Annotated in this window: 20 protein-coding genes and 1 pseudogene; 10 read left to right on the top strand and 11 right to left on the bottom strand. The window is 69.1% G+C overall.

What is annotated here, in order from left to right; all coding sequences use genetic code 11:
- Positions 1-15 precede the first annotated feature (15 nt).
- From ACFYY8_RS39620 to ACFYY8_RS39610, 3 genes are all read right to left on the bottom strand, one after another.
- Entirely contained in the window at positions 16-1731 is a 1716-nt protein-coding gene (locus ACFYY8_RS39620) for an ABC transporter ATP-binding protein (RefSeq protein ID WP_390050255.1), read from the bottom strand.
- Positions 1728-3515 (bottom strand): ABC transporter ATP-binding protein, encoded by a 1788-nt coding sequence (locus ACFYY8_RS39615; protein ID WP_390050254.1) that lies wholly within the window; start codon positions 3513-3515, stop codon positions 1728-1730. Before ACFYY8_RS39615 ends, ACFYY8_RS39620 begins: the two co-directional genes overlap by 4 nt.
- A gap of 209 nt (positions 3516-3724) precedes the next feature.
- Positions 3725-4843 carry a serine hydrolase domain-containing protein gene (locus tag ACFYY8_RS39610; protein WP_390050253.1) on the bottom strand — a complete coding sequence of 373 codons (1119 nt, stop codon included), beginning with the start codon at positions 4841-4843 and terminating at the stop codon, positions 3725-3727.
- A gap of 338 nt (positions 4844-5181) precedes the next feature.
- On the opposite strand from ACFYY8_RS39610, the gene ACFYY8_RS39605 reads away from it, so the two are divergent.
- The 3 genes from ACFYY8_RS39605 to ACFYY8_RS39595 are packed head-to-tail and all read left to right on the top strand — an operon-like array spanning position 5182 to position 6460.
- Positions 5182-5760, top strand: coding sequence for a PadR family transcriptional regulator (locus tag ACFYY8_RS39605; protein ID WP_390050252.1), 579 nt, complete (start codon positions 5182-5184; stop codon positions 5758-5760).
- 5 nt (positions 5761-5765) lie between these two features.
- Positions 5766-5984: a hypothetical protein gene (locus ACFYY8_RS39600; protein WP_390050251.1), complete on the top strand. Its 219-nt coding sequence runs from the start codon at positions 5766-5768 to the stop codon at positions 5982-5984.
- 8 nt (positions 5985-5992) lie between these two features.
- Positions 5993-6460, top strand: a complete 468-nt coding sequence (locus tag ACFYY8_RS39595; RefSeq protein WP_390050250.1) for a hemerythrin domain-containing protein — start codon at positions 5993-5995, stop codon at positions 6458-6460.
- A gap of 12 nt (positions 6461-6472) precedes the next feature.
- Here ACFYY8_RS39595 and ACFYY8_RS39590 read toward each other — a convergent pair whose 3' ends face one another.
- Positions 6473-6805, bottom strand: coding sequence for a TetR family transcriptional regulator (locus tag ACFYY8_RS39590; protein WP_390050249.1), 333 nt, complete (start codon positions 6803-6805; stop codon positions 6473-6475).
- A gap of 520 nt (positions 6806-7325) precedes the next feature.
- On the opposite strand from ACFYY8_RS39590, the gene ACFYY8_RS39585 reads away from it, so the two are divergent.
- The gene (locus ACFYY8_RS39585) at positions 7326-7709 is read left to right on the top strand and encodes a hypothetical protein (protein ID WP_390050248.1); all 384 of its coding nucleotides are present in this window, start codon (positions 7326-7328) and stop codon (positions 7707-7709) included.
- Positions 7710-7875: 166 nt separating this feature from the next.
- On the opposite strand, the gene ACFYY8_RS39580 is transcribed toward ACFYY8_RS39585, so the two are convergent.
- The 6 genes and pseudogenes from ACFYY8_RS39580 to ACFYY8_RS39555 form a co-directional block, all read right to left on the bottom strand.
- On the bottom strand, positions 7876-8238 hold the full coding sequence (locus ACFYY8_RS39580; protein WP_390050247.1) for a hypothetical protein: 363 nt from the start codon (positions 8236-8238) through the stop codon (positions 7876-7878).
- A 57-nt stretch (positions 8239-8295) separates the two neighbouring features.
- The gene (locus tag ACFYY8_RS39575; protein ID WP_390050246.1) at positions 8296-9081 is read right to left on the bottom strand and encodes a TetR/AcrR family transcriptional regulator; all 786 of its coding nucleotides are present in this window, start codon (positions 9079-9081) and stop codon (positions 8296-8298) included.
- A 50-nt stretch (positions 9082-9131) separates the two neighbouring features.
- Positions 9132-9713 (bottom strand): TetR family transcriptional regulator, encoded by a 582-nt coding sequence (locus ACFYY8_RS39570; RefSeq protein ID WP_390050245.1) that lies wholly within the window; start codon positions 9711-9713, stop codon positions 9132-9134.
- Complete coding sequence (locus ACFYY8_RS39565) at positions 9710-11188, bottom strand: MFS transporter (protein ID WP_390050244.1); 1479 nt, start codon at positions 11186-11188, stop codon at positions 9710-9712. The genes ACFYY8_RS39570 and ACFYY8_RS39565 overlap by 4 nt, the downstream gene beginning before the upstream one ends.
- Positions 11189-11829: 641 nt before the next feature.
- Positions 11830-11985, bottom strand: a pseudogene (locus ACFYY8_RS39560) (RidA family protein); the annotation flags it as partial.
- Positions 11986-12479: 494 nt separating this feature from the next.
- Positions 12480-13325, bottom strand: coding sequence for a helix-turn-helix transcriptional regulator (locus ACFYY8_RS39555; RefSeq protein WP_390050243.1), 846 nt, complete (start codon positions 13323-13325; stop codon positions 12480-12482).
- A gap of 143 nt (positions 13326-13468) precedes the next feature.
- On the opposite strand from ACFYY8_RS39555, the gene ACFYY8_RS39550 reads away from it, so the two are divergent.
- The 3 genes from ACFYY8_RS39550 to ACFYY8_RS39540 all read left to right on the top strand — a co-directional run bounded on the left by ACFYY8_RS39550 (position 13469) and on the right by ACFYY8_RS39540 (position 16425).
- On the top strand, positions 13469-14248 hold the full coding sequence (locus ACFYY8_RS39550; RefSeq protein ID WP_390050242.1) for an NAD(P)H-dependent oxidoreductase: 780 nt from the start codon (positions 13469-13471) through the stop codon (positions 14246-14248).
- Positions 14249-14846: 598 nt separating this feature from the next.
- A complete protein-coding gene (locus ACFYY8_RS39545) occupies positions 14847-15182 on the top strand; it encodes an ArsR/SmtB family transcription factor (protein ID WP_390050241.1) in 336 nt (111 codons plus the stop codon).
- A gap of 13 nt (positions 15183-15195) precedes the next feature.
- Complete coding sequence (locus ACFYY8_RS39540; protein ID WP_390050240.1) at positions 15196-16425, top strand: GNAT family N-acetyltransferase; 1230 nt, start codon at positions 15196-15198, stop codon at positions 16423-16425.
- Positions 16426-16461: 36 nt separating this feature from the next.
- On the opposite strand, the gene ACFYY8_RS39535 is transcribed toward ACFYY8_RS39540, so the two are convergent.
- On the bottom strand, positions 16462-17289 hold the full coding sequence (locus ACFYY8_RS39535; protein WP_390050239.1) for a sulfite exporter TauE/SafE family protein: 828 nt from the start codon (positions 17287-17289) through the stop codon (positions 16462-16464).
- Between the two features lie 642 nt (positions 17290-17931).
- On the opposite strand from ACFYY8_RS39535, the gene ACFYY8_RS39530 reads away from it, so the two are divergent.
- Genes ACFYY8_RS39530 through ACFYY8_RS39520 form a run of 3 tightly spaced genes read left to right on the top strand, consistent with a single transcriptional unit; the run spans position 17932 to position 19853 of the window.
- Positions 17932-18291 carry an ArsR/SmtB family transcription factor gene (locus tag ACFYY8_RS39530; RefSeq protein WP_390050238.1) on the top strand — a complete coding sequence of 120 codons (360 nt, stop codon included), beginning with the start codon at positions 17932-17934 and terminating at the stop codon, positions 18289-18291.
- Between the two features lie 49 nt (positions 18292-18340).
- The gene (gene arsB, locus ACFYY8_RS39525; protein ID WP_390050237.1) at positions 18341-19456 is read left to right on the top strand and encodes an ACR3 family arsenite efflux transporter; all 1116 of its coding nucleotides are present in this window, start codon (positions 18341-18343) and stop codon (positions 19454-19456) included.
- The gene (locus tag ACFYY8_RS39520; protein ID WP_390050236.1) at positions 19449-19853 is read left to right on the top strand and encodes an arsenate reductase ArsC; all 405 of its coding nucleotides are present in this window, start codon (positions 19449-19451) and stop codon (positions 19851-19853) included. The genes arsB and ACFYY8_RS39520 overlap by 8 nt, the downstream gene beginning before the upstream one ends.
- Positions 19854-19913: the final 60 nt, after the last annotated feature.

The following is a 19913-nucleotide window of genomic DNA, read 5'->3' as shown; positions in this document are numbered from 1 at the left end:
TGGACCGGGACCGGCTCAGTCACGGTCCGCCGGTGTCAGGGAAGCACCCCAGAAGTCGGCGTAGCGGCCGCCTCGCCGGAGCAGCTCGTCGTGGCGTCCCTCTTCCACGATCCGGCCTCCTTCGAGGAAGGCGATGCGGTCGGCGCGTTGGACGGTCCGCATCCGATGAGCCACCATCACGACCGTCCGGCCGGCCATCAGGCGTTCGATGCCCTCGTGGACGGCTGCCTCGTTCACCGGGTCCAGGGCGGAGGTCACCTCGTCGAGGAGCACGATGGGCGCGTCCTTCAGCAGCGCGCGAGCGATCGAGACACGCTGGCGTTCGCCTCCCGACAGCAGGGCGCCGCCTTCGCCGACATTCGCCGCCCATCCGCCGGGCAGCCGGTTGATCACCTCGTCCAGCCGCGCGGCGCTCGCCGCCGTCCGCAGTTCGGCCTCGGTGGCCTCGGGGCGGCCCAGCCGTACGTTGTCCTCAATCGTGCCGTCGAAGAGGTAGACGTCCTGGAAGACGATGGCGATCCGCGCCATCAACACCTCGGTGCCGATGGCGCGCACGTCCACCCCTCCTACGCGCACCGCACCCGCGTCCACGTCGTGGAACCGCGCGAGCAACCGCAGCAGCGTGCTCTTGCCCGCGCCCGAGGGGCCGACCACCGCGAGTCGCTGCCCCTCGGGCACGGACAACGACAGGTCGTCGAACACCGTGCGGTCGCCGTGATGGAAGGCGACGGACTCCACATCCAAGCCGTGGCCCACCGGCTGGAGCGGTTCCGGTGCTTCCGGCAGCGGCTCGGTGCGCAGGACCGCGTCGAGTCTGGCCAGTTCGGAGCGTGCGGCGCGGAGCTTGCCGCCGATGTCGGCCAGCGACAGGACCGGATCGGCGCAGCGGGCGGCCAGCACCAGGATCGTCAGCACCTCCGCGGCACCGATGCTCCCGCCGAGCGCCAGGAAGGCGCCCAGAACAAGCAACACGGTGAACATCGCCTGCACCACGAGCGTCAAGCCGATCATGCCGGGCAGCACCGACAACACGGTACGGCGGGAAGCGCGCTGAAGTTCCCGCAGCGCGTCGTCGAGCAACGCGAAGCGTTGGACGCTCCGGCCACCGGCGCGCAGCACCGGTTGAGCCTGGAGGAACTCGATGACACGCCCGGCGGCCTCGGTGTCGCGTTCGTGGCGGCCGGCATCGCCTGCGGCCGTCGAACGGCCGGTCCAGATCTGGATCGCCGCCACGAACGGCACAGCGACCAGCGCGGCCAGCCCCAGCTGCCAGTTGAAGACGAGCATCACGCCGACGATCGTCACAGGGGTGACGAAGGCGGAGATGTAGGGCGCCAGCAGATGCGCGATCGCGCCCATCGTCTCCAGCACGCCCTGGCCGGCCAGGACGGACACCTCTCCGACCCGGCCGGTGCCGTACCAGCCGAGGGGCAGCCGGGCCAGATGATCGCCGAGGCGGTGATACATCCCCCGCAACAGCGTGATTCCGGCGCGGAAACCCAACAGATCGCTGACATAGCGCAGCACCGCGTAGATCGCGACCGCGCCGCCGAACGCGATCAGCCAGGGCGGCGCGTCCGCGGGGTCGCCGACGAACAGGGTTCGCAGCACGGGAACCAGCAGGGCGTAGGACAGACCCTCGACGATCGCGGTCGTCGTCATCAAGGCCACGGTGCGACGCACCGGCCGGGCGTGATCACGGCCCAGGACACGCAGCAGCATGCGAATCATCGGTACTCCTCGGATCGCCAGAAGGCGGCGAACTCTCCGTCCGCCGCCAGGAGGTCGGCGGGCCTGCCCTGCTCGACGATCGACCCGTTGTCCAGCATCACGACGGTGTCGGCGCCGGCGACCGTCTCAAGGCGGTGGGCGATGACCAGGATCGTGCGATCGCCCTCCAGCGCCGCCAGCGCCCGCCGTACCGCCTGCTCGGTCTGCGGGTCGGCGAACGCGGTCGCCTCGTCCAGTACCAGGACGGGCGTGTCGGCGAGCAGCGCGCGGGCGAGCGCGATCCGCTGCGCCTCGCCACCCGACAGCCCGGCCTTCTGCCCGAGCACCGTGTCGTAGCCGCGTGGCAGCTCAAGGATTCGATCATGGATGTTCGCCGTCCGGGCGGCGCGCACCACCTCATCGAGGTCGGCGTGCGGTACGGCGAGCATGATGTTGTCGGTGACCGACGCGCGCAGCAGGCGCACGTCCTGGAAGACGAAGGAGACCGTCCGGTAGAGGTCATGGCCGCTGAGCTCGCGCAGATCGACGCCGCCCAGGGTGATCGAACCGTGGGTCGGGTCGAAGAAGCGCGGCAGCAGCTGAACCAGCGTGGACTTGCCGCTGCCCGAGGGCCCGACGATCGCGGTGACCGTGCCCGGTTCGAGGACCAGGTCGATCCCGTGCAGCACCTCGCGATCGTCTTCGTAGCCGAAGCGGACGTCACGCAGTTCCACCCGGTGGCCCCGCGGTGCGATCGGGCGCGCGGGCTCCGGCAGCGGCGCCACCTCGAGCACGTCCCGGATCCGGCCGACCGCGCGCCTGGCGGCCTGCAGGTCGTCGAAGCCATGGGCGATGAGGGCCGCCACCGGAGCGGTCAGGCCCAGTCCCAGCAGCAGGAAAGGCAGCAGGTCGGCCGGGGGCAGGCCGCCGGTCGTGATCAGGACGGTGCCGCCGATCAGGACGACCAACAGTACGAACGGCGGCGACAGCACCAGTTGCATTCCGGCGGCGATCACCGAGATGCCGCGCACGAAGCGGTGGTAGATGTCGACGAAATCGTCGGTGGCCGTGCGGAACCTGCGGTGGGCGCGTCCGGAACCGCCGAACGCCTTGACCACTGAGATGCCCTGGACGAACTCGACGACGGAATCGGAGATCCGCCCCATGGCCGCGTCGAACCGCTTCTCCTCGCGCAGCCGGGCCGGGGTCATCATCAGCGGGACGTGCGCCATGGCCAGCACCACCGGGATCAGCGTGATCAACGTGAGCCGCCAGTCGACGGTGAACAGGTAGACCAGCGAGAGCAGCGGCACCACGAACGCGGAGATGAGCTCGCCGGGGGCGTGGGCGATGAACGGGTGTACGGCACTGACGTCCTGGCCCACCACCTTGGTCAGCTCGCCGGTCCGGCGCCGGGAGAACCAGCCGATCGGCACGCGTCCCAGCCGTGCGGCCAGGTGCCGGCGGAGGGCCAGTTGCACCCGGCCGTCGAGCAGGTGCCCGATCCCGGACGACGCGGCCGTGAACAGCAGCCGGACAAGCAAGCCGGCCGCACCGGCGGTCACGGCGAACCAGACACGATCGTGATCGATCGGGCCAGGCGCCAGCAGGCCGCGCCCCAGTTCGACGACCGCCAGCAGCGGTGCCAGGCCCGCGACGGCGCCGATCACCTGCAGGATGACAACGGCGGCGAAGCTCCAGCGGTAAGGGCGCAGCAACCCTGCCACGGACTGTTCCCCCGCGGCATCGGCGTCCGGTGAGGGTGGGGGCTGCTCCCTCGTCGGCGCGAGGTCGGTCGTGGTCATCGTTCTCCCGTCTTCTTCGCGGGCCCTCTGTCAGCCGACGAGGGCCTCCTGTCTGCGCGGCGTTCGTCTCGCGGGGCAAGGCGGGCGCGCCGGCCGCCGTCTCCACGGCTTGGCACAGGCCGGGGCGGGCGAGGTAGTGGCACGCCTGGCATCGCCGCCGGGAACCCGCGTCTCACGGTGCGGAACGTGCTGCGGTTTCTCCGGCCCGGTCAGCCGTCCAGCGCCAGGCCGTACAGGGCGGCGAGCGCGTCGTCGATGGCGTGGGGCTGCGGTTTGCCCGAGGAGTCGAGCCTGCTCCACCTCTGCAGGTTGATCGCGACGGACATCTGCCGCCTGGAGTCGGCGCTGGTCATGGAGATCGTTCCGGCGCCCCAGACCGTGCCGCCGTTGCCCCAGAAGGTGGCGCCGCCGGGCGCTTCCATCGGATACATCCCGAGGCCGTACTCGATCGTCCTGCCCTCCTGGGAAATGACCGTGACGGTGCGTTGCATCTGTGCCAGCGACGACCGGCTGACGATCTTGCCGTCGAACAGCAGACCGAAGAAGCGGTTGAGATCCGCCACGGTCGACACCAGCGAACCCGCCACACCCGCATATGACATGTCAAAGACGCTGAAGTCCCGCGGCGGGTCGATCATGCCGAACCATGCCTCGTACATCTGCGAGTGCGGCCCGCTGAGGTGCGGCCCGTCGGGAAACCCGGTGTCCTGGAGCCCGGCGCGCTCGATGACGTTCTGGGTGATGTACTTCTCGGCCGTGATGCCGGTCACCCGTTCCAGGAGTTGACCGAGGAGCAGGTAGTTGGTGTTGGAGTACAGCCCCGGCGTGCCGCCCGGGGCGCTGAACGCGGGTGCGGTGACCCCCATCTCGATCAGTTCGGCGGGATCGAACCGGGTGAACCGGTGGTCGTCCAAGCTTTGGGGCCTGGTGTCCGCGAGGGCGGGGAACGGCCTGAGGGAGGGGTAGGCGTAGGGGAGGTATTCGGCGAGGCCGCTGGTGTGGTTGATCAGCATCCGGACCGTGATCGCATCACCTCGTTCGCCCGGGACCAGGTTCGGCAGGTAGCGCCCGATCGGTGCGTCGAGTCCTATCCGACCGCTCTCGACCTGCTGCAGGACCGCGGCGGCGACGAAGGTCTTGGTGATGCTGCCGACGCGGTGCCGCATGTCGGCGGTGACAGGGCGGCCGGTGGCGAGGTCGGCGACCCCGGCGGCGCCGCGCCAGACCTGGTCCTCGGCGCGTACCTCGGCGAACAAGCCCGGAACCCCGGCTCGGTGGATGTTCTCGATGGCGGTGTTCAGCTTTGCGGGATCCAGCAGGTTCCTCACGACATTCGCCCTTTCGTCTTCCTCGGATGAGCTCCGCACCGGCCTGGCGGCTCGCGGAACACGGCACGTCGGCCGACCGCCGCCCGGCCGGTCGGCACACTCGTGCACTCATTATGCACGCGGTGCGTGCAACATCAAGTGCATGGGTTGGGCCGAGGCTGGTGGGAGGGGCGAAATGGCAGGCCGGAGGAGTCGGCGGCGCCGACGATGTGGCGGCCGGTCGGCTCCTGTCGCGGATGTGGCCGTGGTGGCCCGGCTTCGCGGCTGACTCCGGGGACCTGAGCGGGCACGACTACTCGCGTTTGACTAGCTGAGACTACTCGTGTTTGAGTAGCCGGGTGAGCGACACACGCATGTTCGTGCTCGGCGCCCTGCTGCGCGGTCCGATGCACGGGCATCAGATCCGCAGGCAGGCGCAACTGGACCGCACCGAACTGTGGACCGACATCAAGGCGGGGTCCCTGTACGGGGCGCTGCACCGGCTGGTCGCCGAGGGCGCGATCGAGGTGGTCCGCACCGAGCAGGCGGCGGGCCCGGCGCGGACGGTGTACGCGCTCACCGCGGCCGGGCGCGAAGAGTTCATCGCGTTGCGCGACCGGACACTGCGCGAGGTACGGCTGCGGCCCGACCCGGTGGATCTCGCGCTGCACTACGCCGACGACCTCACCGAGGAGAAACTGCGGGCACTGATCGGCGACCGGCGTGACGCGCTGGTCGCCCGGCTGACGGCCTGGCGGCACCAGCGCGAACAGGCCGAGCCGTACCTGCGCGGGCTGGAGCCGATGACCTTCGACCACACCACGGCACGCCTGCGGGCCGAGATCGCCTGGCACGAGAGCCTGCTGGAGCAACTGCCGAAACTGCTCGCCGCGAACGACTGCGGCCAGGCGCCGACAACGGAAGGACGGCCAGAATGACTCCGGTGACCGGAGCGACCGGTCCGGTGGGGCGGCACCTCATCCGGCACCAGGGCGCGGTCCGTGCCCCGTACCCGGGCGCGGCGACCGCTCCCGTCCACGAGGCCGGCCTCGCCGCGATCGCGTTCAGGGGCGGACACGCGGTCCGGCGATGTTCGCTCACCGGGCCGTCCGTCCGGAGCTTCGCGCGGTGGGCCGACGAGCGCACCGACGACTTCCGCTGAGCGCCGTCATGCTGCGCAAACGCATCTTCGCCTGGCATCGGGAGTTGCAGGACGTCCACCACCGCCTGGAAAAGGCGCTGGAGGACGCCCGCAGGGCCATCCGTTCCGGCGAACGCGCCCAGAGCCTCAAACCCGAGCTCCGCGACTTCTGCTACACCTTCTGCTCCGCCCTGGGCAGTCATCACCGCAGCGAGGACAGCGACTTCTTCCCGGCCTTGCTGCAACAGATGCCCGAGCTGGAGCCCACGATCGCCCGCCTGGGACGCGAGCACGAGGTCCTCGCGCGCCTGCTCGCGGACTTCCAGGTGAGTCTCGACGATCCGCAGTCATCACCGCAACAGCTCTTCCGGCAGATCAACGACATCAAGGCCGCGATGAAGGCTCATTTCGGCTTTGAGGAGGGCTCCCTGAACCGGGCACTTCACGCCCTTGACGTTCCAAAGAGCGACAGGAACCGTATGTTCGGCGACGTCTGACCGATGGCCTCTTCATGAAGCCGGGGTTCCGCGGTCGCCGACCCACCATCCGCCGGTCGGCTCACTTCGCCTGGACGGGGCGTCCATGGCGGCGTCGAGCAGGGTGCCCTCGGAGGAGATCCAGACGGCCCGCGCCGCCAGCAGGCAGGAGAACGCGGCGCCGATGGTCTCGCACCTGCCGACCACCAGGTCTTCCTCGGAGGAGACGTAGCGGAAGAACGTGCGCTTGGACATGCCCGCGGCGGTCTTCTCCACCGTCGTCTCGGCATAGCCACGGTCGGCGAACAGCTCCTGGGCCGGCAGCACCGGTTCCGCGCGGACGTTACGGCGGGCTCGTTCACGCACCGGGCTCGGAGGTGGCGTGGAATTCGCGTTCACCACCGACTGGGTCGGCGCTCGCTTATTAGCATCTTCTCGCAGGCCAGGGCCCGATGATCTTGTCGGGCACGTAAGGCACGTGGACCGTCCTCTTCTCGTGAGCTGCGCCAGGCCCGAGGGGCCGTCCTCAGGGGCCGGCTAGACACCAAAGCGGCTGCGTCCGCCTTGGCCTGGGTCAGTGCGGGTCCGTAGAGGTCCGGGTCGTGCTGGGCGAGACGCTCCAGGAGTTTGATCCGCTGTGGACCCATGACCGTAGCGCCGGTTGCCAGGCCTCCGCGGTGGCGGTCGTGGTGGATGGTGGTGTCGGCGCCGGCGTGTCCGGCGGCGTCGCGCACGTCGCGCCGCGGCCACCCAGACGGCCAGGGCCGGGCCCAGACCAACGCGGACGGCAACACAATTTCCGGCCCAGTCAACAAATCCTCAACAATCCCTCAACATGGCCTCTGTCAGGATGTGGTCACCAGTCGATCTTCTGGAGGGGCGGCACATGTGGCACATCATCAGGACGCTCGCGGTTCTCACGGCAGCCGGGACGATCACCGGCGCCCTGACCATGACCGGAGCCGTGACGGCGCCGGCGGAGGCGGCCATCGCGGGCTCCTGCCCGCCGATCGCGGTCAGCAACCAGCACGCCGGTTACGGGATCATGAAGGGCAGGTTCAACCTCAAGGTCGGCCCGTACGCCGGGCCCAGGTGCAAGACCGTCGCCTCGGTCGGCAAGGGCAAGAAGATCTACTTCCACTGCTTCACGAGGAACAGCCACGGCCACCTCTGGGTCTACGGCCGCGTGAAGGGCACCGGAATCACGGGATTCATGTCCATGGACAATTTCAGTTTCACCTACTACGGCAAGCCCCTGAGCTACTGCTGAGCGGCTGAGGCCCCCGGACGGCCCGGATGCTGAGCGACGAGTTTCTGTCAGTGGAAACGACAGGGTCTTGGCAGTGGCTCGCGACAAGTTGATGTCAGTGAGGGTGACAGTCAGTCACTGCGCTTCGACCGTGGGCCCTGGCCGGAGACCGGGGCCCGCGGTGTCGCTACGGCGTGGGGGCGGCTTGCGCCGGAGGCTGACCCTTCGTCTTGGGGCCCTTCTTCTTTCGCCGCTGGGGGTAGATCGCCTCAGGGGAACCCAGCCCGATGTCCTGGGCGGCCTGGTTGAGGAGCTTGCGCATCGGATCGCCCACGATCATGGGGCTGATGGCGTGCCCGGCCTGGATGAGGGAGACGGCTATCCAGATGGGGTTGGCGTAGCCGGGAAGCTGACCGGGCGGGTTCAGGCGGAATGTGCCGTTGCCCAGGTGCTCGGCGTACGTGCCGGCGGCCGGCAGACCGGCGTGGGTGTAGTCCGACAGGTGCCGGTAGACCACGTACATGTCGGGGAGGCCGAAGGCCCCGTTCATGTTCTTGACCTTGTCGAGCTCCCCAAGAAGACCGGACGCGCTGCCAGAACAGCGGCGTCAGCCCGCGACGGTCGCCTCGATGCCGTCGAGGAGTACGGCCAGGCCGGTCTCGAAGCTTTTCCTGGCCTCGCGTTCGAGGTAGGGCAGGTCGTCGTCCTGCGCGGAGGCGGCGGCCGTCGCGCCTTCGAGCCAGGCCACGGCGGGGAACCGTTCGGTCAGGCCGGGGGCGATCTCCAGCAGCGTGGCCGAACGGGCGAGCCACCACTCCTCGTCGGAGACGCCCGTGGCGGCGGGGGCCTGCCGTACCTCGGAGACCGTCCCCGCCGAACCGCGCAGGAAGTGGAACAGCGTGCCGACGACACCCCGGATCCGGGAGGCGTCGAGGCCGGTCTCACGCAGGATGCGCACCAGCGTCTCAAGGCTGAGGTACTCGTTGGGGCCGAGCACGGGCCTGGCCTGCGACACCTGAAGCACCCAGGGATGGCGCAGGTAGAACTCCCAGGTGTCGCGGGCCCACACCGTCAGGGCCGCCCGCCAGCCCTCCTCGTGCCCGTAGCCGGTCGGCAGCTCGCCCAGGACCCGGTCGTACATCAGGTCGACGAGCTCACCCTTGCTGGGGACGTAGGTGTAGAGGGCCATTCCCGAGCGCCCGAGCCGTTCGCCGACCGCTCGCATGGACAGCGCCGTCATGCCGTCGGCGTCGGCGAGGGCGATCGCCGTGTCCACGATCAGATCGACGCTGAGCCCCGGTTTCGGGCCGGGCCGGGACTCGGCGGGGCCGGTGGAACGCCACAGTAGAGCCATGGAACGGCGCGCATCGCCCTGGCCCGCGAAGACGACCACCTGCGGCTCCCTCCCGTCTCCTTACGCCCTAAAGCTATCAGCGGGCCGGATCAGCCGGTGATCAGGCGTTGCAGCGCGGGCGCGTAGAGGTCGGCGATGCGTTCGGCGTCGGCCTGTGCCGCGGCGCCCGAGGGGTGCAGCGCGAGAGTGGCTCCGAGCCCGAGCAACTGGCCCGCGACCAGTTCCGCCCGCAGGGCGTTGTCCTGACCGGTGAGCAGCGTGGTCAGCCGCGCGGTGACCTGCTCGTGGAAGCGGTCCCGCAGCAGGGAACGTTCATCGGTGTTGCCCAGGGAGAACACGACACGCAGCAGCGGGTCCCGCTGGAGCTCGCGGCGGCTGTGCACCAGTGCCAGCACCATGTGCCTGCCGAGCGACTCAAGAGGGGCCGCGAAGAGCTCGTCGGCGTCGGGACCGAAGTCGGCGACGGTGTTGAACAGCTGTTCCTTGCTGCCGAAGTGCTTGACGATGAGCGAGGCGCTCACCCCCGCGTCCGTGGCGATGCCGCGTAAGGTCACCTCGGCGTACGGGCGCAGGGTGAAGGCGCGCCGGGCGGCGCGCAGAATCGCGTCCCGGCCGCTGCGGGCTCCGGTGTCCCGGGATTCGGTCTGCCTTCCGGTGGTGTGCACGCTCATGGGCTGCTCTCCTGGGCGAGCGCCGCCGGTGGGCGCTCCGCTGCGCCCGCCGTACGGTCCTGCCCGACGGTATACGGGGCGGGGGCCCGTCTGCCCGGTAGACACAGGGCGACGGCCAGAGCGAGGAACGCGGTGGCTCCGGCGATGACGAAGACCGTCAGGTAGGCGCCCAGGGTCGGCGCGGTACGGCCCGCGACCTGGAAGGTGACGTGGGCGAGGACCGCGGCGACGACCGCGCTGCACGCCGCCTGGCCGATCGACCTCATCAGTGTGTTGAGGCCGTTGGCCGCGCCGGTCTCGCTCACCGGCACCGCGCGCATCACGAGCGCGGGCAGGGCGGAGTAGGCGATGGCCGTGCCCGCGGACACCACGGTCGCGCCGAGGACGATCGTCCACAGCTGGTGGCTGGTGAAGAATCGCACCACGTATCCGGCGGCCATGCAGGCCGAGGCGACCGCCAGGGTGACCTTGGGGCCGTAGGCGGCCGACATCCTGACCGAGACGGGGGACAGGAACACCATCGCGACGCCGCCGGGCAGCAGGCACAGGCCGCTGACGACGATGGAGACGCCCAGGCCGTACCCGGTGCTCGTGGGCTCCTGCACCAGTTGTGCGGTGGCCAGCGAGTTGGCGTAGAAGGCGAAACCGATCAGCAGGGCGGCGAGGTTCGTCAGCAGCACCGCGGGCCGTGCGGAGATCCGCAGGTCGACCATGGGGGAGGGGGCGCGCAGTTCGTGGACTCCCCAGAGCAGCCCGATCAGTACGGCGGCGGCCAGCAGGGCGAGGGTGGGAGGGGAGGTCCAGCCCCAGTCGCCGCCCTGGGTCACCGCCAGCAGAAGACTGACCAGGGAGGCGGAGAGGCCGAGCACGCCCAGAATGTCGGGCCGGCCGCCGGTGCGCAGTGGCGACTCGGGCACGTAGCGCAGCACCAGTGCGATGTCGAGCAGGCCCAGACCCACCGAGACCCAGAACATGGTGTGCCAGTCGGCGTTCTCGACGACCAGTGCGGCGAGGGGGAGTCCGATGGCGGCGCCGATGCCCAGGGTGGAGCTCATCAGGGCCACCGCGGAGAGCAGCCGGCCGGGTGCGAGTTCGTCCCGCATGATGCTGACGCCGAGCGGCATGACGGCCAGTGCGGCTCCCTGCAGGGCGCGGCCCGCGATGAGCACGCCGATCTGGGAGCTGGCGGCGCACAGTACCGAGCCCATGGTCAGCAGGCCGAGGGAGGCCAGCAGGACCTTGCGTTTGCCGTACATGTCGCCGATCCGTCCGAGGACGGGGGTGCAGACGGCGCCGCTGAGCAGGGTGACGGTGACCAGCCAGCTCGCGGCGGTCGGGGTGCTCCCGGTGAGCGCGGGGATGTGCGGCAGGAGAGGGATGACGAGTGTCTGCATGACGGCCACGACCACGCCGCAGAAGGCCAGGACGGCGACGAGAAAACGTGGATGAGGCGCCTCGATTGGCTGAGGGGGCACCGCGACTCTCCATGGGAAGGGGGACAGGGGGTGTACATTCGTTCACCTCCAGCGTAAACGGATGTGCACTCCGGCTGGAACCCGTTCCGTGAAGTTATTGATCTACATTGTAAAGGCGCCCGCTCGAGTTCCAAGATCAAAAACAACGAAGGACTGAAGACCCCTTCCAAAAAGGAACCCAGCGGCAGTCGTGATCGGCGGCGATCCCGGGGCGCGGTTCGTCTCACATGTACTCGTCCGATTCGGCGGTCCACAGCTGTCCGGGCTGCCGGAACTGTGGGCCGGTGACGTCCACCGTCCCCTACGGTCAGGGCGCCTGTATGGCGAGACCCTTTTGCCCGGAGTGGGGCAGGGCCCCGGTGGCAATGAGTCGTGTCTGACCTGTGGCAATGCGGGATTATCCGGCTGATGTCTTCGGTTGGTCACGGTGTTGGATCGTGGTATCTGGGACGGTTCGTGGCTCCGGTGCCGGGCGGGGGCTGCGGCCGTCGCTTCGTGTCGTCGGCTCCGGCGCCTGGCATCGGTGGGGTTGGCCCTGTGGGGGGTGACGACCCCGGTCGCTTGGGCCTTCAGGCGTTCGGCGAGTGGTGTTCGTGTCGTGTGCGGTTCTGAGGTGACCAGGTCCGGTTGCGTGCGCCGGATCAGTCGAGCAGTGCGGTCGCCTCGACCTCGACGAGGATGTCCGGCTCGAAGAGGTGGTCGACGCCGATGAGGGAGGCCGGCGGCATGGGGAGTTGGAGGCCGATCTCCTCCGGGCTCCATCGGGTCACATAGAACGTCAGGCGCAAGACGTCCGCGACGCCTTCGACATGCGTGAGGACGCGGGCCTGTGAGACCTGTGTCCCTGCCCTGTTCGGGTCGGTGGTCGATGTCCTGGCGGGGTGGGCGGGTATCAGAGTCTTCAACGTCTCCGTCGGCGTCGTCCACAAGACCTTCGCGGCCGCCGGGGGCAAGCCCGCTGACCAGCTCTCGACTCTTTGAGGAGAGCGTCATGCCGCTGCCCCAGATCCCGCTCGACGACCCGCATGTCCTGGCCCTGGCCAGGGCTCGCCAGTGCCTCGCTCACGACAGGGCGCTCGCCCGACCTGGGAGGAGCTGACTGACAAGGAGGGGAGGGTTCTCTTCCCGATGCCCGGACACCACTCCGCGTCCGAACTCCAGCTAAATCCCGGGCATGCCTGCCTCCCACCCTCGGCCACCACGACGGCCTCGGCGCAGACGCCGACGAACGCAACACCCGCGAAGACAACCTCGCCGATCGTCGCCGCTGACCCCAGCGGCTTCTTGCGGCTCATGACACGTTCGTTACCGGCAGGCCTTTCACCGTGGGATGTCCATCCCCACTGAGTGCGCCCAGCAGGCGCAGCCCGTCCTCGGTGGGGCTCCCGGGTGCCGCGGACAGCACCAGCAGCTCCATGCCCGATTCGTCCGGCAGTGCAAAGTTCTCCTGGTGCAGTTCCAGCAGTCCGACCAGCGGGTGCTGGTACGCCTTGCGTCCATGTGTGCGGGAGCGCACGTCCGCGCGGGCCCAGAGGCGGCGGAAGCGCTTGCTACCCATCGCCAGCTCGCCGATAAGTGAGGCCAGGCGCGGGTCGTCGGGGTATTTCCCGGCCGCCAGACGCAGGTGCCCGACCACGTCTAGGGTGCATTTCTCCCAGTCGGCGTACAGGCCGCGCTCGGTCTCCTCTAGGAAGATGTGCCGGGCGGTGTTCAAGCCCGGCATCTCCCGGCCGTAGAGGAGTCCGGCGAGGCGGTTCCCCGCGACCACGTCCAGCCGGTGGTCCATGATCAGGGCGGGCGCGTCGGTGACCAGGTCGAGTACGCGCAGCAGCTCCGGCCGTAGGCGCCCGCTGGGCGACTTAGCGCGGCGGCGCTGCCGGGCCAGCCGGTACAGGTGCCCGCGTTCGGTCTCGTCGAGGCCGAGGGTGCGGGCGAGCGCGTCGAGGACCTGTTCGGAGGGCTGGGTGGCGCGGCCCTGCTCCAAGCGTACGTAGTAGTCGACGCTGACTCCGGACAGGTGCGCGACCTCTTCGCGGCGCAGCCCTTCGACGCGGCGGCGGCTGTCGGTGGGGATGCCGACGGCGGAAGGGGCGACCCGGGAACGTCGGGTGCGCAGGAAGCCCGCGAGATCGTCCATGCCCCCAGTATGGCTTCGGTGGCGCATGTGAAGGTGGTCCTGCTGTTACCAGGAAGTCCCGTCCGATGGAAGAAGCGTCTCTGAACGACGAGGCCTCGGCGGCCGAGCATCTATGGCGACGTACCTTGTTGAAGGGAACAGCCATGAAGACGCTCATTGTCTACGCCCATCCCGAGCCGCGTTCGCTGAACGGCTCTCTGAAGGACCTCGCCGTGTCCACTCTCGAAGCCGCCGGGCACGAGGTGCGGGTGAGTGACCTGTACGCGATGAACTGGAAGGCCGTGGTGGACGCGGCGGACTTCGGCGAGCATGCCACGAGTCCGCTGCGGGTGATACCGAGTTCGGCCGGGGCGTACGACGCCGGCGCGCTCACGCCTGACGTGGCGGCTGAGCAGGAGAAGCTGTTGTGGGCCGATACGGTGGTCTTCCAGTTCCCGATGTGGTGGTACACGATGCCGGCGATCCTCAAAGGCTGGGTGGATCGGGTGTTCTCCTTTCACTTCGCGTACGGCGTCGGAGTGCACGACGAGACCCGGTACGGCGAGCGTTTCGGTGAGGGGACGCTGCAGGGGCGGCGGGCGATCCTGTCGGTGACCGTCGGGGGCCCGGAGTCCCATTACACCGATCGCGGAATCAACGGCCCGATCGAGGATCTGCTGTTCCCGATCCACCACGGGATCCTGTACTACCCGGGCGTGGAAGTGCTGCCGCCGTTCGTGCTGTACGGCACCGACAAGATGACGCGCGGTGACTTCGAGGACGCCGCGAAGGTGTGGAAGGAGCGGTTGCTGTCGCTGGAGACAACCGAGCCGATCGCGTTCCGGCGCCAGAACTTCGGTGACTATGAGATCCCGTCGCTGCGGTTGAAGGAGGGCCTGGAAGTGCCGGGCCGCAAGGGTTTCGGCCTGCATGTGCGGGATTAGCCGCCGGTGAGGGAGGGGACGAGCGATCACTCGCATCAGAACGGCCGGTGACGATAACCCGAGCCCCGGCTGCTGGCTAACGTCACTGGCTGTTCGGTTGCTGCTCAACCCTCGCGTACGGCCTGGGTTCCTTCATCCGCCGAACTCGCTGTCCCACCTAAAACTCTCGGCGGCCGCCCAAGCTTGGCGAACGCCGTCGGCAAAGGCCGCCCTGACCGCCGAGGCTGCGGATCGCCCGCGGCTCGGCGTGCGGGCACCCCACGGTCATGGAGGTGCTGGCCGCCTTCGTTCGGGAGCACTCCCGAGACATCGAAAAGGACCGTGACGTGGGTCCGAACTGCGAATAGGCCTCCAGGCCGCCTTCACCGTAATCGGCCGGCGCATCACCGACCACGACCTGCCCCACGTGACAATCAACCTCACTGGCACGAACCTCACCCACGCGGTCCTTGTAAGGGCGGATTTCAACGGATCACCGGTCCGGCCGGTACGCGGCTACGGGGCCGACTCCGGAATTGAGTCATTCCGGAAGCTAGCCGATCACCGGTCTTGCCACGGTCTTCCCTTCTGGACATTCATCGAATATCGTCGATTAACGATGAATGATGACCAAGGGCCCTTGGCGCGAGCCGAGGCCGAGGAGTACGCCGGCTGGTTCAAGGCGTTGGCCGATGCCACCCGGATCCAGATCGTGTCGCTGCTGGCCCGGCGGCGTGCGCCGATGAGCGTGGGCGAGATTGTCGCGGCCTCCGGGGTGGGCCAGTCGACCGTCTCCCACCATCTGAAGATCCTGTCCGAGGTGCGGTTCGTGCTGGTCGAACGACAGGGCACCGCCAGCCTGTACCGGATCAACGAGGCGTGCGTGAGCTGTTTTCCCACCGCCGCCGACGTGGTGATGGGCAACCCTGTCCCGGCCGCGCCGGTCTGTGAGTGAAAGGAGAGGCGCGATGGCGCACGAGGAGATCGTCGAACGCTACTCCCGTCTGGCCCGGGCCGCGGCCGCCGGTCGCGTCATTGCCGACTGCGGCTCCGGCGCCTCCACGCAGGGGTGTTGCGGCGCCGCCGGCTACGACGACACCGACGCCCTTCCGGAGGGTGCGGTGAGCACCAGCCTGGGATGCGGCGACCCGGTCGCCGTGGCCGGCCTGCGGCCCGGCGAGAGCGTGCTGGACCTGGGCTCGGGCGGCGGGATCGACATGCTGGCCGCGGCGCGCCGGGTCGGCCCCGGCGGCACCGTCTACGGGCTGGACGCCAGCGCCGACATGCTCGCGCTGGCTCGGCGCAACGCCGAGCAGGCAGGCGTGAGCAACACCGTCTTCCTGCACGGCACCATCGAGAACGTCCCGCTGCCAGACCGGACGGTGGACGTGGTCATCTCCAACTGCGTGATCAATCTGTCCGACGACAAGACCGCGACGCTGGCCGAGGCGTTCCGGGTGCTGCGGCCGGGCGGCCGCCTCGTCGTCAGCGACATCGCCGTCGACGGCGACCTCGACGCACGACGGCGCCAGGAGGCCGAACGGCGCATCGGCTGCGTGGCCGGGGCACTGCCTGTGCCCACCTATCGGCAGCTGCTGCTGGAGGCCGGGTTCATCGGGGCCCGCATCACGCTGAGCGCCGATCACGGCGACGGCGTGCACTCGGCCATCGTCCAAGCCGTCAAGCCCGCCGCCGGGCCGGGCCTGGAGATCCGGCCGATGCGTCAAAGTGACGCCGAGCAGGTGCTGGTCATCTACCAGGCGGGCCTGGAGACGGGGCAGGCCAGCTTCGAGACGACGGCGCCGTCCTGGGAGGGGTTTGACGCGGGCAAGCTGGCACACCCACGCTATGTCGCCGTCGACACCGCGACCGGACAGGTCGTCGGCTGGGTGGCCGCCTCGCCGGTCTCCTCCCGGCCGGCGTACGCCGGAGTGGTCGAGCACAGCGTCTACGTCCACCCGGGCTGCCAGGCGCACGGCATCGGCCGGGCGCTGCTGGAGGCGTTCATCGCCGCCAGCGAGGACGCCGGGATCTGGACGATCCAGGCCGGGATCTTTCCCGGCAACGCCGCCAGCCTCGCCCTGCACGAAAAGCTCGGCTTCCGTGTGGTCGGCATCCGCGAGAGCATCGGCCGCCACCGCAGCGCCTGGCGGGATGTGATCCTGCTGGAGCGGCGCAGTACCGTCGCTGGACAGTAGGGAGTGCTCCTGGCCAAGACGTCCCAGGGGCGGCGTTCACTCACGCGTGGAGGTGTGGCGGGCCAGCTTGACCGCTGAGATCAGCAAAATGGCGGCCAGGAGGGGGATGAGGATCAGGTCGGGGATCACGCCGAGCAGCAGGCCGCCCAATAGGGCGCCGGTGATCGACCCGGCGGCCATGACGACGGCGAAGCGCCGGTTGGCGCCCAGGACGGCGAAGCTGCCATCTCGGCTGTAGCGGGCGAAGGCCACCAGCATGGTGGGCAGCGACACCAGCAGCGACAGGCTCCCGGCGGTCTTGATGTCGATGGCATACAGCAGCACGATCGTCGGGATCAGCAGTTCGCCGCCGGCCACGCCCATGATGGCGGCCACCACGCCGATGCCGAACCCGGCCGCGACTCCGGCGGCCGTCTGCACCGGGCCGGGCAGGGCCGGTGAGCCCAGGGCGGTGAAATGGGTGAACAGCAATGCGGCGGCCATGAGCGTCATCAAGGCCGCCAGCACCGTGTACAGGGTGGCGGTACGCATCCGCACCGCCCAGGACGCGCCGGCCCAGGCGCCCAGCAGGCTTCCGGCCAGCAGGTTGGCCGCGATCGCCCAGTGCGTGCCCAGATCGGTGAAGGAAACGGCGGCCAGGCGGGCGGGCAGCGCGGTGAGCACCACGACCAGGCTGATCGCCTTGTTGAGGATGACCGCCGACAGCGCGGCGAAGCCGAACAGGCCGATCAGCAGCGGCAGCCGGAACTCCGCGCCTCCCAGGCCGATCATTCCGCCCAGTGCGCCCACCGCCGCCCCGGCGGCTAAGGGCAGCGGAATCGAGCGCACCGCATGGGCGGGCGCAGTGCTTTCGTCCGGTGTCATGCCTGCTGTGCTCCCTTGCCTGTGTGATGCCTGCCGTCCCCTGTGTGCGGCCGGATCTTCATGGTCTCGTGCTGTTCCTACCAGGGCCGGGCTCCGCCTTCATTCGTGTGTGGGGGTGGGGAACATCCGGCGGGCGGCGGTGGTTGTGCATGCCGTGGCCGGTGTGCACAGTGTCCCCGGGCCTCACCTTTTGCCTTCGCGGACTACCGTTCGGCTGGAGCCGCGTTGTGCCTTTCGCCGAGAGGCGACCTGCACACCGGTACGCACGCGTTGAATCGAAGGCCCTCGCCGTATGGCGAGGGCCTTCGTCGTGCCTGAAGCCTTTCCCGGGTCGGTGACTGCCCGCGGCAGTCCACGCGGGAACGGGCACATACGGGTTGTTCATCCGGCGTTTACCCACAGTGGTATCGATAAGCGCCAATATTGGCATCTGTCGAATTAGACATCCGTCGATTCCGCACGTTGCCATCCCGGGAGCCGGTCATGACCCACACCTACAAACGCGCTGACCTCACCATCGACCAGAACATCGCCCTGACCAGCGAGGCTCCCGGCTGATCGGTCACCTCGCCGCCACCCCCGTGCCGCCCACTGATAGACGGATGTCAATATAGATGAAAGTGGAATCCGTTGTGTGCCGACATGACCAAGGGGGAGACGATGCAACCGCTGGAGATCCTGGACTGCGACTCGCCGCTGGTACGCGAACCGCTGGATGCCGGACAGGCGGCCGCAGCGGCGCGGGTGTTCAAGGCCCTGGGCGACCCGGTCCGGCTGCGCATCGTGTCGATCGTGGCCAGCCACGCCGGCGGCGAGGCGTGCGTGTGCGACATCACCGGCGCTTTTGAGTTGTCCCAGCCCACCATCAGCCATCACCTGAAGGTCCTCAAAGAGGTCGGCCTGCTCACCTCCGAACGGCGCGCCTCCTGGGTCTACTACCGTGCCGTGCCCGAACGCCTGGCCGAGCTGTCCGGCCTGCTCAGCGTCCCCATCACGATCTGAACGGCCCGAACCGGGCCCGTGGGCCCCACACGAATCACAAGGACACCGCATGTCATCACCCACCCGTTCCCCGGCCGCCGCGCCGCCCGCCGACCCAGGCGTGATCAAGGGCCTGTCCACACTCGATCGTTTTCTGCCGGTGTGGATCGGCGTCGCCATGGCCGCCGGGCTGCTGCTCGGCCGAGCGGTGCCGGGCCTGAACGCGGCGCTGGAGGCGGTGAAGATCGGCGGGATCTCGCTGCCGATCGCGCTCGGCCTGCTGCTGATGATGTACCCGGTGCTGGCCAAAGTCCGCTACGACCGGCTGGACACCGTCACCGGCGACCGCCGCCTGCTCCTGTCCTCCCTGCTACTGAACTGGATCATCGGCCCGGCGCTGATGTTCGCCCTGGCCTGGATCTTCCTGCCCGACCTGCCCGCCTACCGCACCGGGCTGATCATCGTCGGGCTGGCCCGCTGCATCGCTATGGTGCTCATCTGGAACGACCTGGCCTGCGGTAACCGGGAGGCCGCCGCCGTCCTGGTCGCGATCAACTCCATCTTCCAGGTGCTCGCCTTCGCCGCACTGGGCTGGTTCTACCTGCAGATCCTGCCCGCCTGGCTCGGCCTGGGCGAAGGCACCGCGCTGCAGATCTCGGCGTGGGACATCGCCCAGAGTGTTCTGATCTTCCTGGGCATCCCCCTGGCCGCCGGATACCTCTCGCGCAAGCTCGGCGAGCGTTCCAAGGGCCGCCAGTGGTATGAGGAGCGGTTCCTGCCGAAGGTCGGACCCGTGGCCCTGTACGGGTTGCTGTTCACCATCGTCGTGCTGTTCGCCCTGCAAGGGCACACCATCAGCGAACGGCCCGGGGATGTGGCCCGGATCGCGCTGCCGCTGCTGGCCTACTTCGCCCTGATGTGGGGCGGCTCCTTCCTGCTCGGGCGGGCGATCGGCCTGCCGTACGACCGCACCGCCACTTTGGCGTTCACCGCGGCGGGCAACAACTTCGAGCTGGCCATCGCGGTGGCCATCGGCCTGTTCGGTGTCACCTCCGGCCAGGCCCTGGCCGGGGTGGTCGGCCCGCTGATCGAGGTGCCCGTCCTGGTCGCTTTGGTCTACGTCAGCCTGTGGGGCCGACGCCTGTTCACCTCCGCTACCGCCTCGAAGGGGTCGGTCCATGTCTGACACGCCCAGCGTTCTGTTCGTCTGCGTCCACAACGCCGGCCGCTCCCAGATGGCCGCCGGTTGGCTGACCCACCTGGCAGGAAACCGCATCGAGGTCCGCTCCGCCGGTTCGGCCCCGGCCGAGACCATCAACCCGGTCGCGGTCGCGGCGATGGCCGAGGCCGGCATCGACATCACCGACCAGAAGCCGAAGGTGCTCACCCCCGAGGCGGTACAGGCCTCCGACATCGTCATCACCATGGGCTGCGGGGATGCCTGCCCGTTCTTCCCCGGCAAACGGTATGAGGACTGGAAGCTGGAGGACCCGGCCGGCCAGGGCATCGAAGCCGTGCGAGCGATCCGCGACGAGATCCGCACCCGGATCGAAAAACTCATCGCCGAACTGCTGCCCGGCTGAGACCGTCTCGCCCGGTCGTGAACGCAAACAGCCGCCCCCGCCAGCTTCGGCCGGGGCGGC

Origin of the sequence: Streptosporangium sp. NPDC001559 (genome assembly GCF_042893955.1) — a bacterium.
Lineage (GTDB): Bacteria > Actinomycetota > Actinomycetes > Streptosporangiales > Streptosporangiaceae > Streptosporangium.
Note: the sequence above shows the minus strand (reverse complement) of the source record. Positions and strands in the feature narration are given on the sequence as shown.